General features: G+C 67.6%; 17 protein-coding genes. 10 read left to right on the top strand and 7 right to left on the bottom strand.

Annotation, left to right across the window (positions count from 1 at the left end; translation table 11 throughout):
* Positions 1-13: 13 nt before the first annotated feature.
* Genes mdcH through mdcA form a run of 7 tightly spaced genes read right to left on the bottom strand, consistent with a single transcriptional unit; the run spans position 14 to position 6074 of the window.
* The gene (mdcH, locus tag BM297_RS02600; protein WP_092428007.1) at positions 14-949 is read right to left on the bottom strand and encodes a malonate decarboxylase subunit epsilon; all 936 of its coding nucleotides are present in this window, start codon (positions 947-949) and stop codon (positions 14-16) included.
* Complete coding sequence (locus BM297_RS02595) at positions 946-1572, bottom strand: malonate decarboxylase holo-ACP synthase (protein WP_092428004.1); 627 nt, start codon at positions 1570-1572, stop codon at positions 946-948. Before BM297_RS02595 ends, mdcH begins: the two co-directional genes overlap by 4 nt.
* A gap of 16 nt (positions 1573-1588) precedes the next feature.
* Positions 1589-2395 carry a biotin-independent malonate decarboxylase subunit gamma gene (gene mdcE, locus BM297_RS02590; protein ID WP_092428002.1) on the bottom strand — a complete coding sequence of 269 codons (807 nt, stop codon included), beginning with the start codon at positions 2393-2395 and terminating at the stop codon, positions 1589-1591.
* A complete protein-coding gene (locus tag BM297_RS02585; RefSeq protein ID WP_092428000.1) occupies positions 2392-3243 on the bottom strand; it encodes a biotin-independent malonate decarboxylase subunit beta in 852 nt (283 codons plus the stop codon). The genes mdcE and BM297_RS02585 overlap by 4 nt, the downstream gene beginning before the upstream one ends.
* The gene (locus BM297_RS02580) at positions 3236-3535 is read right to left on the bottom strand and encodes a malonate decarboxylase subunit delta (protein WP_092427998.1); all 300 of its coding nucleotides are present in this window, start codon (positions 3533-3535) and stop codon (positions 3236-3238) included. Before BM297_RS02580 ends, BM297_RS02585 begins: the two co-directional genes overlap by 8 nt.
* Before the next feature lie 2 nt (positions 3536-3537).
* Entirely contained in the window at positions 3538-4413 is an 876-nt protein-coding gene (locus tag BM297_RS02575; RefSeq protein WP_092427996.1) for a triphosphoribosyl-dephospho-CoA synthase, read from the bottom strand.
* Positions 4413-6074, bottom strand: coding sequence for a malonate decarboxylase subunit alpha (gene mdcA, locus BM297_RS02570; RefSeq protein ID WP_092427994.1), 1662 nt, complete (start codon positions 6072-6074; stop codon positions 4413-4415). Before mdcA ends, BM297_RS02575 begins: the two co-directional genes overlap by 1 nt.
* A 180-nt stretch (positions 6075-6254) precedes the next feature.
* On the opposite strand from mdcA, the gene BM297_RS02565 reads away from it, so the two are divergent.
* The 10 genes from BM297_RS02565 to BM297_RS02525 all read left to right on the top strand — a co-directional run bounded on the left by BM297_RS02565 (position 6255) and on the right by BM297_RS02525 (position 14428).
* Complete coding sequence (locus BM297_RS02565; protein ID WP_092427992.1) at positions 6255-6683, top strand: LexA family protein; 429 nt, start codon at positions 6255-6257, stop codon at positions 6681-6683.
* 2 nt (positions 6684-6685) lie between these two features.
* Positions 6686-7939, top strand: coding sequence for a translesion error-prone DNA polymerase V subunit UmuC (umuC, locus tag BM297_RS02560; RefSeq protein WP_092427990.1), 1254 nt, complete (start codon positions 6686-6688; stop codon positions 7937-7939).
* Between the two features lie 133 nt (positions 7940-8072).
* Complete coding sequence (locus BM297_RS21760; RefSeq protein ID WP_175526582.1) at positions 8073-8237, top strand: hypothetical protein; 165 nt, start codon at positions 8073-8075, stop codon at positions 8235-8237.
* Between the two features lie 253 nt (positions 8238-8490).
* The gene (gene tssA, locus BM297_RS02555) at positions 8491-10050 is read left to right on the top strand and encodes a type VI secretion system protein TssA (protein ID WP_092427988.1); all 1560 of its coding nucleotides are present in this window, start codon (positions 8491-8493) and stop codon (positions 10048-10050) included.
* Positions 10051-10103: 53 nt separating this feature from the next.
* Positions 10104-10610 carry a type VI secretion system contractile sheath small subunit gene (gene tssB, locus BM297_RS02550; protein ID WP_092427986.1) on the top strand — a complete coding sequence of 169 codons (507 nt, stop codon included), beginning with the start codon at positions 10104-10106 and terminating at the stop codon, positions 10608-10610.
* A 25-nt stretch (positions 10611-10635) separates the two neighbouring features.
* Positions 10636-12111 (top strand): type VI secretion system contractile sheath large subunit, encoded by a 1476-nt coding sequence (tssC, locus tag BM297_RS02545; RefSeq protein WP_092427984.1) that lies wholly within the window; start codon positions 10636-10638, stop codon positions 12109-12111.
* Positions 12112-12117: 6 nt separating this feature from the next.
* Positions 12118-12522 carry a type VI secretion system baseplate subunit TssE gene (gene tssE, locus BM297_RS02540; protein ID WP_092427982.1) on the top strand — a complete coding sequence of 135 codons (405 nt, stop codon included), beginning with the start codon at positions 12118-12120 and terminating at the stop codon, positions 12520-12522.
* An 11-nt stretch (positions 12523-12533) separates the two neighbouring features.
* Entirely contained in the window at positions 12534-13058 is a 525-nt protein-coding gene (locus tag BM297_RS02535) for a PAAR domain-containing protein (protein WP_092427980.1), read from the top strand.
* An 11-nt stretch (positions 13059-13069) separates the two neighbouring features.
* Complete coding sequence (locus BM297_RS02530; RefSeq protein ID WP_139231000.1) at positions 13070-14038, top strand: DUF6402 family protein; 969 nt, start codon at positions 13070-13072, stop codon at positions 14036-14038.
* Positions 14039-14044: 6 nt separating this feature from the next.
* On the top strand, positions 14045-14428 hold the full coding sequence (locus BM297_RS02525; RefSeq protein WP_245768186.1) for a hypothetical protein: 384 nt from the start codon (positions 14045-14047) through the stop codon (positions 14426-14428).
* Positions 14429-14454 lie beyond the last annotated feature (26 nt).

Here is a 14454-nt window from a genome sequence, read left to right as displayed (position 1 = left end):
CGCGAAGGGGCTGTCAGCGGTCGGCGCAGCCCTCCTCGCGCAGCAGCGCGACCAGGGTGTCGAGACGGGCGCCCTGGAAGGCAGCCACGGTTCCCTGTCTCATGACCCGCCGCGCCAGTCCGCTGAGGACCGTGCCCGGAGGCAGTTCGATGTGCAGGCGCACGCCACGTTCGTAGGCGTTGCGCAGGGTGCCCTGCCAGTCGACCAGGCGGCACATGTTCAGCGCCAGGTCGTCACGCAGGGCGCTCGGCTCCATGACCAGGCGTGCCGAACTGCTGCTGAGATAACGCAGCGCCGGCCGCCGCACTTCTACCTGGGCGAAGGCTGCGACCAGTTGCGCGGCGGGTTCGTCGAGCAGCGCGCAGTGCGAGGGCACGCTGACCGCCAGGCGCTTGACCGCGCCGGCGCCGAGGGCGCGGGCCCGGGCGCCCACCGCGGCCATGGCCGCCTCGCTGCCGGCGATCACCAGCTGGTTGGCGGCGTTGACGTTGGCCAGGAACACCGGGCTGTCCGCGCCGTGGACCTCGGCCAGCAGCGCTTCGACGGTCGAACGCTCCAGGCCCATGATCGCGGTCATCCCGTAGCCGCTCGGCCAGGCGCGCTCCATCAGCTCGCCGCGCAGGGCGACCAGGCGCACCGCGTCGCCGAACGCCAGCGCCCCGGCGGTCACCGCCGCCGCCCAGGCGCCGATCGACAGCCCGGCCACGTAGTCCGGCTGCGCGCCGCGCGCCATCAGCAGGCGGGCGCAGGACACCCCGGCGAGCAGCAGGCACAGCTGCACGGCGCGGGTGGAACGCAAGGCTTTCTCACTATCCAGCGCCAGCACGTCCTCGTCCAGCACCGCGCTGGCCTCGCGCAGACAGGCGGCCACCTCGGGCGTATCCGGCAACTGGTGAAGCATGCCCGGCTGCTGGGCGCCCTGGCCGGGGAAGGCGAACAGACTGCTCATGCCGTCACCTCCTGCCACGGGTCGCGCACCAGACGCGGGCCCTGCTCGGTCTTGAGCAGCACCTGCGGCGCCGGACCGGCCCACTCGCGCAGGGCGATGGCGCCCGCCGGGGTCTCCAGCTGCAGGTCGACCCGGCACAGCGCCCGGTCGAGCAGGGCCAGCAGTTCGGCCGCGGCCTCGCGCGCCAGCGGCTGCGGCGCGCGCAGCAGCAGGTCGAGGTCGCTGTTGCCGTGCAGCACCGGCGCGCCGCTGGCCAGCTGGTAGCCGGCACCGCCGGTGACGCCCCAGGCGAGACCCAGGGCGTCCAGCTGCGGCGCCAGCCAGGCCAGCGCGCGCAGGGCCGGCCAGGCGTCCTGCCCTGCCCCGCCGCCGGTCAGCTGCTCCGGCGCCACCCGGCGGCTGATCGCCGCCAGCGGCATCCAGGTCGCATGGCGCTGCTCGCGGCCGCGCCCGCGCACGCCCACCGCGACCTGGCCCTGCGGTGCCGAGCCGCGGCGCACCACCACCGGTTGGCCGGCGGCGAGCACGTCGCGCGCCCAGTCCGGCGCACCGGCGTCGAGCTGCTCGGCGCTCAGGCCCCACAGCAGGTCGTGGGCTTGCGGCTGGAAGTCGATGGCAGGCATGGACGTTTCCTCCCGGTTACCACTGCGCGCGCAGCAGCTCGCGCACGCGCTGCGAAGCGGCGCGGTTGGCGGCGCCGAGGCGGCCGCGCAGGTCGGTGCCGCCGGCGCGGATGTCGGCCTGGGCCTGTTCCAGGCAGGCCTGCACCCGCGCCAGGTCGTCGCCCTGCGGCGCCTCGATGGCGGCCACCGACAGGGTTTCCCAGAGCAGACCGAGGCTGGCGTAGCTGTCGAGGTCGTAGGCCATCGGCGGCACCTTGGCGGCGAAGGCTTCCAGCTCGTCGACCGTGCGCAGGGTGACGCGGGCGGCGGATTCCTTGCCCATGGCGTGGACCATCACCCCCGGATCGCGCAGGGCGACGATGCGGTTGGCCTGGTAGCCGTGGGCGAGGAAGGCGCCGGACATGGCCTTGCCGACCAGCAGGGCGATCACCGGATGGCCGGCCAGGCGAGCGCGGGCGTAACCGTCGACCGCGCCGGCCAGCGCCTGGTGGATGCCGAGGGCCTCCTCGCGGCGGCCGTAGGCCTGGCTGGGCACGTCGACCACGGCGACCACCGCGCGCTTCACCGCGACGTCACGGTCGGCGGCGATCACCTCGTCCAGCGCGCGGCCGAGGCTCCAGCCTTCCAGCAGGCCGACCTCGCCGCTGCGGGCACGCGGGAAGCGGTTGGCCGCATCCGGCACCACCGCGATGTAGCGGGCCGGCTGGCCGCCGAGGCTGGCGTCGACCACGCGGACCGAGCCCGGGTAGCCCGGCTGCTCGGCGGCGTTGCCGGTTAGGGCGCGCAGCCAGTTCAGGCCGCGTTGCGAAAGGACGGTGCTCATGCCTGGTCTCCTTGGTAGAGGGCGCGCACGGAGGCGGCGTCGGCCTGCGGTGCGGCGTCGAAGCGCTCCAGCAGGTCGAGGAAGCGGGCGTACTGGCGGCTGCGCGGCAGGGCCTCGCCGGGCTGTTCGAGGGTGTCCAGCAAACGCTCGCGGATGACCTCCACCTCGTCGGCGACGTAGGCGTCGACCAGGCCGCAGGCGAAGCGCTGCTCGCCGCCGGTGAGGCTCCAGATGAACGGGCGGTCGCGCGAGTCGTACTCGTCGAGGCCGGCCTCCTGCTCGATCACCTGCGGGCCGTTGAGACCGAGGCGCGCCTCGCGGGTGACCAGCAGGTGGCTGCACAGCGCGGCGGCGATCGACATGCCGCCGAAGCAGCCGACGGGACCTGCGACCACGCCGATCACCGGCTGGTACTGGCGCAGCTCGACGATGGCGGCCTGCACCTCGGCGATGGCCGCGAGGCCGAGGTTGGCCTCCTGCAGGCGCACGCCGCCGGTCTCCAGCAGCAGCACGGCGCAGGTCGGGATGCCGTTGCGGTTGTCCTCGGCGGCCAGTTCCAGCGCGCCGGCCAGCTTGGCGCCGCCGACCTCGCCGAGGCTGCCGCCCTGGAAGTTGCCCTCGATGGCGGCGATCACCGCCGGGCGACCGCCGAGGGTGCCCTTGGCGACCACCACGCCGTCGTCGGCCTGGGCGACGATGCCCTGGGCCTCCAGCCACGGCGACTTGACCCGGGCGAAGGGGTCGAGCAGCTCGCGCATGCTGCCCTGATCGAGCAGGGCCCTGGCGCGCTGGCGGGCGCCGAGTTCGACGAAGCTGCGACTGTGCAGCAGTGCATTCAGGTCAGACATCGCTCAGCTCCTCCAGCGCCTGCTCCAGACGCAGCCGGACCACACCGGGTGTGGCGCCGAAATCGTGGATATCGACGTTCAGGGCCGGCGGGTTGCCACCGGCGAACATGCGCTCGAACAGGTGGCGCCAGCGCTCGGCGCTGCCGTTCACCGAGGTGACCACCTGGATGCTCAGGGTGCCGGCCTGGCCGGGTTCGAGCAGCACTTCCAGGTCGCCGGAACCGACGCAGCCCACCTGGGCGCGCTGGCGTGCCGGCTGGCCGGCGGGAAAGGCAAAGGACAGGGTTTCCATGTTCACAGGCTCCCAATCTGCGCCCGGAGCGTCGGCTCCAGGCGGTCGAGGAATAAAGTCACGGCGAGCAGATCGGCTGCACCGCCGGGCGAGGCATTCAACCTCAAGAGATGGCATTCGAGATCCTTGAGCCGGCGGCGGCCGGCCAGGCTGGCGCTGCCGCCGGCCTCCAGCACCGCGCGGGAACCGTCGTGCATGCAGGACAGGCCTTCGGGGCCGGCGCGATGCAGCACGCAGGTGTCGTCGAGCTGGGCCATGATCGCCAGCAGGGCGTCCAGGCGGGCGTGGCTCTCGCCGGCGCCGGCGGCGCGACTGCGCCGGAGCTGCGGCAGGCCGTGGTGCAGCGCGCCGGGGAAGCCGGCCTGCGCCTCGGCGCGGGCGCCGCCGACGCCGTAGCGCTGGCGCACCCGCTCGCCGTTGCTCGGCGTGCGCTGCGAGATATGGCGATCCTCCAGCCGCGCCAGGCGGGCGGCGCGCAGGGTCACGGCGGCCGGCATCGGCCGCGCTTCCTGGGCGGCGGCGGTGACCAGCAGGCCCAGCGCCCAGATCGCCCCGCGGTGGGTGTTGACCCCGCCGGTGACTGCGAGCATCTGCGCCTCGCCGTCGCGGCCGAGGCGGCCGAGGGTCTCGCGCAGGGCGACATCGACCTGCCCGGCTTTCTCGCCGGCGGCGGCCATGTCGTGGAAGGTGGCCCACAGCGACCAGGCCGAGGCGTGCATCAGCTCCAGGCTGAGATCGTCATGAGCGCCGCAGCCACGGCGGTCGACCAGCGCCGGCTTGGGCGACAGTTCGACCTCGTCGATCAGCGCCTCGACGGCCAGGTCGGCGAGCGCCTCGGCCAGACTGAGTTGCGGGCGTGCCGCAATCCGGGCGTTCATCACCAGCTCCTGAACTTGGCGGGCGGGTTGTAGAGGCCGCCGGACCAGTCGACCAGCTCGGCGATGCTCTTGGCGGCGAGCAGCTCGCGGGTCGCGTCGGTGCGGCGGATGCCCAGATCCTCCGGCAGGGCGATCAGCCCCTCGCGGCGCATGCGCTCGGTGTCCTTGGGGTCGTGGCGCAGACCGATGCTGGTGACCCCGGCCACCGCGGCGATCATCGCCTGGCGTTCCTCCAGCGAGCGAGCCTTGTACAGGTAGGCAATGCCCTCCTCGGTGAGCAGGTGGGTGACGTCGTCGCCGTAGATCATCACCGGCGCCAGCGGCATGCCGACCTTGCGCGCCACCTCCACCGCGTCGAGTTGCTCGACGAAGGTGGGTTTGCCGCCCTCCTGGTAGGTCTCGACCATCTGCACGACGAGCTTCTTGCCGCGTTCGAGCAGCGTGACCGGCTCGGTCATGTCCAGCCAGGCCGGGGTGGCGTGGCGGCGGCCGCGCGGGTCGTGGCCCATGTTCGGCGCGCCGCCGAAGCCGGCCAGACGGCCGCGGGTGACGGTGGAGGAATGGCCGTCGCCGTCGACCTGCAGGGTGGCGCCGATGAACAGGTCGACCGCGTACTGGCCGGCCAGCTGGCACATCATGCGGTTGGAGCGCAGCGAGCCGTCGCGGCCGGTGAAGAACACGTCCGGGCGCGCCGCCACGTAGTTCTCCATGCCCAGCTCGGTGCCGAAGCAGTGCACGCTTTCCACCCAGCCGGTCTCGATGGCCGGGATCAGGGTCGGGTGCGGGTTGAGCGTCCAGTTGCGGCAGATCTTGCCCTTGAGGCCGAGGCGCTCGCCGTAGGTCGGCAGGATCAGCTCGATGGCCGCGGTGTTGAAGCCGATGCCGTGGTTGAGCGACTGCACCTTGTGCTTCTCGTAGATGCCGCGGATCGCCATCATCGCCATCAGCACGTGCACCGGCTTGATGTGGCGCGGGTCGCGGGTGAACAGCGGTTCGATGTAGAACGGCTTGTCGGCCACCACCACGAAGTCGACCCAGCTGGCCGGGATGTCCACGCGCGGCAGGTCGCCCACATCGTCGACGATCTCGTTGACCTGGAAGATGACGATGCCGTCGCTGAACGCGGCCGCCTCGACCAGCGCCGGGGTGTCCTCGGTGCTCGGCCCGGTATAGATGTTGCCTGCGCGGTCGGCGACGAAGCCGGCGACCAGCGCGACGTTGGGGATCAGGTCGACCAGCAGGCGCGAGTACAGCTCGATGTAGGTGTGGATGGCGCCGACTTCGAGCAGGCCGTCCTCCAGCAGCTGGCCGATGCGCAGGCTCTGCGGGCCGGCGAAGGAGAAGTCGAGCTTGCGGGCGATACCGCGCTCGAACAGGTCCAGATGCTCGCTGCGGCTGACGCTCGGCATGATCATGTGCAGGTCGTGCAGGCGGCCCGGATCGGCCTTGGCCAGCGAGCGGGACAGGAAGTCGGCCTGCTTCTGGTTGTTGCCTTCCAGCACCACGCGGTCGCCGGGGGCGAGCAGCGCTTCCAGGGCGGCGACGATCCTGTCGGTCGGCAGGACCACGCCGTCGGCCAGCTGGCGCACCTGGGCGAGGCGGCGCTGCTTCTCGCTGCGCCGGCGCGACCACTGCGGCGGGGGGGAAATTGTTGTTGTCATGGCTACTCCACGGGTTCCGCTGTCGTGGAGTCACGTTAGGGTTCGGGCGGGGGGCGTTCAATCAAGCAGGGTGGTCGATCGTTACGCTCAGGTTAACGATTGTGTGAAACGACCGGCTGCGTTGACCCGCGCGCCAGCCACCTTATACTGTATGCAAATACAGTATTCGAGCATTCCGCCATGCCCCTCGACCGCCCTGCCCCGCTGGCCGCTTCATCGCAGCGCCTGCCGCTGTTCCTCAGCCCGGTCGCCGCCGGCTTCCCCTCGCCGGCCGACGACTACATCGAGGCCGAGCTGTCGCTCGACGAGTTGTGCATTCGCCACCCCGCTGCCACCTTCCTGCTGCGCGCTCGCGGCGACAGCATGGAGGGTGCCGGGATCTTCGACGGCGACGTGCTGGTGGTCGACCGCTCGCTGACCCCGCGCCCCGGCCAGGTGGTGGTGGCGCAGGTCGGCGGCGCCTTCACCTGCAAGCACCTGGAGTACGAGGACGACCTGCCGCTGCTGCGCGCCGCCAACCCGCGCTACGCCGACATCCGCCTGGCCTCGGCCGAGGAGCTGGAGGTGTTCGGCGTGGTGACCTCCTGCATCCACCGTCTGGCGCCCTGACCATGTACGCCCTGGTCGACTGCAACAGCTTCTACGTCTCCTGCGAGCGACTGTTCCGCCCCGACCTGGGCAGCCGGCCGGTAGTGGTGCTGAGCAACAACGACGGCTGCGTGATCAGCCGCAGCAGCGAGGCCAAGGCGCTGGGCATCGGCATGGGCGAGCCGTACTTCAAGCTCAGGCAGCACGGCGCCCTGGAAGGCGTCGAGGTGTTCAGCTCCAACTACGCGCTGTACGGCAACCTGTCGGCGCGGGTGATGCGCGTGCTCGGCGAACTGGCGCCGCGCCTCGAGCAGTACTCGATCGACGAGGCGTTCCTCGACCTGACCGGCCTCGGCGAGCCGCTGCCGCTCTACGGCCGCCGCTTGAAGGACGAGGTGCAACGCCTGGTGGGCATTCCGGTGGGCGTCGGCATCGCCGCCAGCAAGACCCTGGCCAAGCTGGCCAACTGGTGCGCCAAGCACCACAGCCGCAGCGGCGTGGTGGTGATCGCCGACCCGGTGCGCCACGAGAAGCTGCTGCGTCTGGCGCCGGTCGGCGAGGTGTGGGGCATCGGCCGCCGCCTGGCGCCGCGCCTGGAGCTGATGGGTATCAAAACGGCCTGGGAGCTGGCCGCCCAGGAGCCGGCGCAGATGCGCCGCATGTTCGGCCTGCCGATGGAGCAGACCGTGCGCGAGCTGCGCGGCGAGCGCTGCTTCGCCCTGCACGACGGCCCGGAGCCGAAGCAGAGCATCGCCTGCAGCCGCAGCTTCGCCGAACGCATCACGGAGCTGCCGCCGCTGCGCGAGGCGCTGGCCAGCCACACCCTGCGCGCGGCGGAGAAGCTGCGTGCCCAGGACGCCTGGTGCCGGCTGTTGCAGGTGCACCTGCGCACCGGCCTGCACAACCCCGGCGAGCGCCACTACCAGCGCAGCGCCTGCGTGCCGCTGGCGCGCGCCAGCCGCGACAGCCGCGAGCTGGTCGCCGCCGCCCAGCGCGCCCTGGCCAGCCTGTACCGCCCCAGCTACCGCTACCAGAAGGTCGGCGTGGTGCTGCTGGAACTGGCCCACGCCGGCGAGCTGCAGGACGACCTGTTCGCCCCGCCACCGCGCCCCGGCAGCGAGGCGCTGATGGCCACCCTCGACCGCATCAACGCCCGCCACGGCCACGGCACCCTGCGCCTGGCACGCATCCCGACGCAGCCGCAGTGGGCGATGCGCCAGGAGTTGAAGTCGCCGGGGTATGTGAGTCGCTGGGCGGAGTTGGCGGAGGTGCGCTGAGCACAATGTTGTGCAACACGCTTTGGCCCGCCCAATAACCGACTTGAATACCGAGGTATTGTCTGGAGTCCTGCGCAGGAATTTCCAATCTACCGATGAACGCTCATTTCTCAGCCTTCACAAGGAAATCAAATTGACCTGGATCAACTCAAAAACACAAATACAACTTCTGCCGGATAATAGGGCTGCGCAAAAAGTTGCACACATCAGCTTTCTAGAGCTTGAGCAACACACTCGACCCGCCCAAAACAAAACTCCAGAAAGACATCAGAAAACCATCAAGGCAATATCAAACTGACACTACAAAAAGGCCGCCAACGCCATAAAACACATAAATATCAAAACAACTCCGCCCGCAAAACACAAAGCAGTTCACACACTAATTACTTGCCTGACCGTTCGTCGCCAACTAGGATGCAGACCACTTCAAACCATATGCGCAAATTGTTGCACATGAATTAATTGCGCAGAAAGCTGCACAACCACGCTCAATTAATTTGTTCACACGAGAGAGACCGGATTTTCTCTCGCAATTACCGAGTCAGGGAACGATGCACTTCAAGAAGCTCGCCGAGCACTATATCGATCTGGCCAGAAAGCCTGTCGGCACCAACGACTTCGCCGGCGCCGACGTGCGCTATACGGCCGAGTTCGAGATGCTGGAAAGCGAGCTGGGCAAGTCCGCGGCGCTGCATGAAACCACGACCATCGACTGGCAGAAGGTGCTTGAAGGCTGCGAGGCGTTGCTGGCCCAACAGTCCAAGGACCTGCGCGTCGCCGCCTGGCTAGGCTGGGCACTCTATCAGCGCGAATCCCATGCCGGCCTGCAGGCCGGTTTGGCCATGCTGAGCCAGCTCTGCAATCACCACTGGGCAGACCTGCACCCGCGCAAGGCGCGGACGCGCGCCGCCGCGCTGGCCTGGCTGCTGCCACGCATGGAACAGGCACTGGCCGTGCAGGTTCCGGTCGGCGAACAGCTGCCACTGTTCCGTGCCCTCGCCGATCACCTGCGCCAACTGGATGACTGCCTGACCAGCCATCTTGGCGAAGAGGCCCCCCTGTTTCTGCCGCTGCGCCGCCGCCTCGACGAACTGGTCGAGCGCGCCAGCCAGGGCCACCCGGAAGCCGGCCCGGTCGGCGCGGCTATCGCCCAGGTCAAGCAGGTGGCCACCCAGATCATCAACCCCACCGGGGTGGTGGAAAACAGCAAGGACGCCCAGCGCAACCTGCGCAACTTGCAGGATCAGGCGCGACCGCTGTGCACCTGGTGGCTCAAGCAGAAAGCCGGCGACCAGCGCGCCCTGCGCCTGTCGCGCACCCTGCTGTGGCTGCCAGTCGACGCCCTGCCCGAGCGCAACGCCGAGCGGATCACCGCCCTGCGCGGCCTGCCGGCCGACAAGCTGGACAGCTACCGCGAACGCATCAAGCAGGGCCTGTACGCCGACCTGCTGCTCGACCTGGAAACCAGCATCGCCCGCGCTCCGTTCTGGCTGGACGGGCAGCGCATGGTCTGGGAATGCCTGCTGGAGCTGAACGACGCTCAGGCGATGCTGGAAGTGGAGATCCAGCTGGCGCTGTTCCTGCAGCGCCTGCCGGGGCTGGAGGAGCTGCGCTTTCACGACGGCAGCCCGTTCGCCGACGCCGAAACCCGCGCCTGGATCGACGCCCATGTGCGCACGCACCTGCAACCGCCCGCACCGGCCCCCAGCCATGTCCTCGCAGAAGCCGGGGCGCTCCCTGCCTGGGAGGAGGCCCTGCAGCATGCCCAGGCGCAAATCCGTACGGACGGCCTGAAAGTTGCGGTGCAGTACCTCAAACAGGGCCTCAACCGCGCGCAGGGTGGTCGTGAACGCTTCTTCTGGCAACTGGTCATGGCCCGCCTGTGCTACCAGGCGAAGAAGTACGAACTGGCCAAGACCCAACTCGAATCGCTCGACCAGCTGCTGCAGGCCTCCGGCCTGGGCGCCTGGGAGCCCGATCTCGCCCTGGAAGTACTGCATCTGCTGCACAGCTGTTGCGAGCTGCTGCCGCAGAACCACGCCGTGCGCGAACGCAAGGATGAGATCTACCGCAGGCTGTGCCACCTCGATCTCGAGGTGGTTCTGGAGTAAGAGCGCACAGCCGCCCCCAAGGCCCCCGGGCCGCAACCGCAAAGGAGAACACCATGGCCAAAGAAGGCACGGTAGCCCCCAAGGAACGCATCAACGTCACCTTCAAGCCCGCCACCGGCGGTGCCCAGGAGGAGGTCGAGCTGCCATTGAAGCTGATGGTGCTCGGTGATTTCACCCAGCGCAGCGACGACCGCAAGATCGAGGATCGCAAGCCGATCGCCATCGACAAGCACAGCTTCGACGAGGTGCTGGCCAAGCAGGAGCTGGGCCTGACCCTCGCCGTGCCCAACCGCCTGCAGGACGAGCCGGGCGACGAAGAGCTGGCCGTACGGCTGCGCATCGAGTCGATGAAGGACTTCAACCCGGCCAGCCTGGTCGAGCAGGTGCCGGAGCTGCAGAAGCTGATGGAGCTGCGCGACGCCCTGGTCGCCCTGAAGGGTCCGCTGGGCAATGCCCCGGCCTTCCGCAAGGCCATCGAGAGCGTGCTGGCCGACGACGACTCGCGCGAGCGCGTGCTCGCCGAGCTGGGCCTGGCCGCCCAGGACAAGCAGGATTCCTGACCTCAACCGACAAGGACGCTGATTGATGAGCACCCGTGCAGCAGTAGCAAGCAGTCACCACACCGCCGAAGCCGGCATTCTCGACCGCATCATCGCCGAGACCAAGCTGACCCCGGATGACGAGGCCTACTCGATCGCCAAGCGCGGCGTGTCGGCCTTCATCGAGGAGCTGCTCAAGCCGCAGAACGAAAACGAGCCGGTGAAGAAGGCCATGGTCGACCGCATGATCGCGGAGATCGACGCCAAGCTAAGCCGGCAGATGGACGAGATCCTCCACCATCCGCAGTTCCAGTCGCTGGAGTCGTCCTGGCGCGGCCTCAAGCTGCTGGTCGACCGCACCGACTTCCGCGAGAACATCAAGCTCGAGCTGCTCAATGCCTCCAAGCAGGACCTGCTCGACGACTTCGAGGACAGCCCGGAGATCTTCCAGTCCGGCCTGTACAAGCACGTCTACACCGCCGAGTATGGCCAGTTCGGTGGCCAGCCGGTCGGCGCGCTGATCGCCAACTACTTCTTCGATCCCAGCGCGCCGGACGTGAAGACCCTGCAGTACGTCGCCAGCGTCGCCAGCATGGCCCACGCGCCGTTCATCGCCGCCGCCGGGCCGAAGTTCTTCGGCCTGGAAAGCTTCACCGGCCTGCCCGATCTCAAGGACCTCAAGGACCATTTCGACGGCCCGCAGTTCGCCAAGTGGCAGAGCTTCCGCGAGCAGGAAGACGCCCGCTACGTCGGCCTGACCGTGCCGCGCTTCCTGCTGCGCACGCCCTACGACCCGCAAGAGAATCCGGTGAAGACCTTCGTCTACCAGGAAAGCGTCAGCGCCAGCCACGAGCACTACCTGTGGGGCAACACCGCCTACACCTTTGCCAGCCGCCTGTCCGACAGCTTCGCCAAGTTCCGCTGGTGCCCGAACATCATCGGCCCGCAGAGCGGCGGCGCAGTGGAAGACCTGCCGCTGCACCACTTCGCCAGCATGGGCGAGATCGAGACCAAGATCCCCACCGAGGTACTGGTGTCCGATCGCCGCGAGTACGAGCTGGCCGAGGAAGGCTTCATCGCCCTGACCATGCGCAAGGGCAGCGACAACGCCGCGTTCTTCTCCGCCAACTCGGTGCAGAAGCCCAAGTTCTTCGGCATCAGCGCGGAAGGCAAGGCCGCCGAACTGAACTACAAGCTCGGCACCCAGCTGCCCTACCTGTTCGTGGTCAACCGCCTGGCCCACTACCTCAAGGTCATGCAGCGCGAGCAGATCGGCTCCTGGAAGGAGCGCAGCGACCTCGAGCGCGAGCTGAACAAGTGGATCCGCCAGTACGTCGCCGACCAGGACAACCCCAGCGCCGAAGTGCGCGGCCGCCGTCCGCTGCGCGCCGCGCAGATCGCCGTCAGCGAGGTGGACGGCGAGCCGGGCTGGTACCGCGTCAGCCTCAGCGTGCGCCCGCACTTCAAGTACATGGGGGCCGACTTCACCCTGTCGCTGGTCGGCAAGCTGGACAAGGAGTAAGCGGCCATGGCCTACGGCAGCCTGTTCGAACGCCTCGGCGGCGAGGCCGGCCAGCGCAACGGCTGGAGCCTGGAAGTCGCCGCCATGGCCTCGGTGGCTGCCCACCTGGCGAAGATGCTCAGCACCCGGGCGGGCAGCGTGCAGACGCTGCCCGACTACGGGTTGCCCGATCTCAACGACATGCGCCTGTCGCTGCACGACTCGCTGCAGCAGGCGCGTGCCGCCATCGAGCGCTTCATCGAGGCCTACGAGCCGCGCCTGCGGCGGGTGCGGGTGGTTTCCCTGCCGCGCGACCACGATCCGCTGAGCCTCGCCTTCGCCATCGAGGGCTGGCTGGAAGTGGACGGCTTCAGTCGCCAGGTCAGCTTCGCCGCCCGCCTGGACGGCAGCGGCCAGGTCAGGATCAGTTAAGGAGAACAAGGATGTCCGGCAAACCCGCCGCCCGCCTGGGCGATCCCACCGCCTGCCCGCTCCCGGGCCACGGCAACAACCCGATCGCCGCCGGTTCGCCCGACGTGCTGTTCGACGGCCTGCCCGCCGCGCGCCTGGGCGATGCCTCCGCCTGCGGCGGCGCCATGAGCGGCAACGTGGTTGCCAACGTGCTGATCAACGGCAAGCCGGCGGCGGTGCTGGGCTCGGTGGGCAGTCATGGGAATGTGGTGGTGGGTGGGTCGGGGACCGTGCTGATCGGGACTGCGCACTCTCCCGCGACCTTCATAGCGCCTCCGCCGGTGATCGTGAGCGGTCAGTTCGATGAGCACTTCGTCATTTTGGACGCAACGACCAAGGCCCCATTGGCCGACCAGCGTTATCGACTGGAAACGGCGTCGGGGAAAGTCATCGTGGGGATGACCGATGCAAACGGCAAGACAGAACGAATCACCTCCTCGCAGGCGGAGAGCGTAACGCTTGTGCTTGAGGAACAAACGTCGCTTGTGATTGCGTGAGGGTCCCAAGAATGTCTTTTCCCAGCATCAGATCCAAATTGACTCCAACCGCCCAAACAGCAGGGAAGCAGGCGCCGGTGGATGTTTTCAAAATCACCGATATTCCTGCCGCCATGAGCCAGCTTGGGTGGACTGAAGGCGCAAGGCTCATGCGCAAGTGGTTCGACAACTCCGCCTATGAAATGCCTATTGCAGTTAAGGTCGGCGATGCGTCACCCAGCAACCTGGATGCACAGAAGCTGCTGACAGACCTTCCGTTCGATTGGCTTTTCAGCGCCTCCTCACGCGTACGGGGCCCGGTGGAAAGCCTGGTATCCGACCTCCAGGACGTTCGTGAATTCAACGAGCTAATAGGAAGAACGAAGTCGCCGCTGACGCAGCTTTCCAACGGACTTGTAGTTTTCATGACCCGTCTGAAGCGTATAGGCCTCTTGGATGAAAACGCCTGTGCCCTACAAAACTCCTATGAAGACTTCAGTAAGCTGTCCGCCATGCAGCACGAAGAAACCTCTCAGTTCAACCTGATTCGTCTGGGCTCAAGCCTCTGGGAAAAGGCGACAGACAATCTGGATGACGTATACGGCGCACTTGGAAGTTTCGCCATCAAGGTTGCCGCGACAAAATTCCGTACTCTGTCCAATGACTACGGTTTTCCGGCGATAAAAATAGAGGAGATCGGCCTCTATGTGCGAGACACCTATGACTTCCTTGATGACGACCAGCTTCTCGGCTATTGGAACCGGAAGGGCGTGATCCGCCCGTGGCCACACGACTACCTCTCCGTCCCAAGTCACATCGACAGGAATGGCGACCGCTACTTCAAGGTCACCAATGGCGCCTTCACCCAGTACCGCAAGCAGAAGAACCAGGGGGGAGATTTCCTAGTCTTCTCCACGGTCAAACGCTATCCCGTATCTATTTCCATACACCTGAACCGAACCGACTTCGTAGAGTTCAAGTACCGGACCCATGGGGGCTGACGACAGATGCCCAAGACAAACCATGCCATCCCCATGACGCTGCTCATCGTGTTGCTAGCAATCAGCGGAGGCTGGCTGTTCGTAAAGATCAACCTGAGTTCGAAAGCCACGCCTTACATGACCTACTGGAATGAGTCACGGTCCTGCTACATCAATGCCTACATCCCCAAATTCTCCTCGCTCGGCGCGTTGGGAAAGATCGTAAAGCTCTTTAGCAGCGACTCATTCTTCCGCGTTTACAGCAAAGACGGCGTCCTGCTGAAGAGCTCGGAGTGGCTGCTCTGGCAACGCGAGTTTGCCGAGTCTGAAAAGGCGATCTGGGTACACAGACGAGCTATCTACCCCACTGACAGTGGGTATGAAGGCTGGGTGATCGAAGCATGCATGTGAAAAGAGCTTCTACCACCGGCCGTCGG

Source organism: Geopseudomonas sagittaria, assembly GCF_900115715.1.
Taxonomy (GTDB): Bacteria; Pseudomonadota; Gammaproteobacteria; order Pseudomonadales; family Pseudomonadaceae; genus Geopseudomonas; species Geopseudomonas sagittaria.
The sequence above is the reverse complement of the archived record's forward strand: the minus strand, read 5'-3'. Positions and strand labels throughout refer to the sequence as shown.

Coding starts and splice junctions, on each gene's coding strand:
- BM297_RS02525 (WP_245768186.1), top strand. CDS start 14,045: ATGCCCAAGACAAACCATGCCATCCCCATGACGCTGCTCATCGTGTTG.
- BM297_RS02580 (WP_092427998.1), bottom strand. CDS start 3,535: ATGGAAACCCTGTCCTTTGCCTTTCCCGCCGGCCAGCCGGCACGCCAG.
- mdcE (WP_092428002.1), bottom strand. CDS start 2,395: ATGAGCACCGTCCTTTCGCAACGCGGCCTGAACTGGCTGCGCGCCCTA.
- tssE (WP_092427982.1), top strand. CDS start 12,118: ATGGCCTACGGCAGCCTGTTCGAACGCCTCGGCGGCGAGGCCGGCCAG.
- BM297_RS02565 (WP_092427992.1), top strand. CDS start 6,255: ATGCCCCTCGACCGCCCTGCCCCGCTGGCCGCTTCATCGCAGCGCCTG.
- umuC (WP_092427990.1), top strand. CDS start 6,686: ATGTACGCCCTGGTCGACTGCAACAGCTTCTACGTCTCCTGCGAGCGA.
- BM297_RS02575 (WP_092427996.1), bottom strand. CDS start 4,413: ATGAACGCCCGGATTGCGGCACGCCCGCAACTCAGTCTGGCCGAGGCG.
- BM297_RS02535 (WP_092427980.1), top strand. CDS start 12,534: ATGTCCGGCAAACCCGCCGCCCGCCTGGGCGATCCCACCGCCTGCCCG.
- BM297_RS02530 (WP_139231000.1), top strand. CDS start 13,070: ATGTCTTTTCCCAGCATCAGATCCAAATTGACTCCAACCGCCCAAACA.
- tssC (WP_092427984.1), top strand. CDS start 10,636: ATGAGCACCCGTGCAGCAGTAGCAAGCAGTCACCACACCGCCGAAGCC.
- mdcH (WP_092428007.1), bottom strand. CDS start 949: ATGAGCAGTCTGTTCGCCTTCCCCGGCCAGGGCGCCCAGCAGCCGGGC.
- tssA (WP_092427988.1), top strand. CDS start 8,491: ATGCACTTCAAGAAGCTCGCCGAGCACTATATCGATCTGGCCAGAAAG.
- tssB (WP_092427986.1), top strand. CDS start 10,104: ATGGCCAAAGAAGGCACGGTAGCCCCCAAGGAACGCATCAACGTCACC.
- BM297_RS02585 (WP_092428000.1), bottom strand. CDS start 3,243: ATGTCTGACCTGAATGCACTGCTGCACAGTCGCAGCTTCGTCGAACTC.
- BM297_RS02595 (WP_092428004.1), bottom strand. CDS start 1,572: ATGCCTGCCATCGACTTCCAGCCGCAAGCCCACGACCTGCTGTGGGGC.
- mdcA (WP_092427994.1), bottom strand. CDS start 6,074: ATGACAACAACAATTTCCCCCCCGCCGCAGTGGTCGCGCCGGCGCAGC.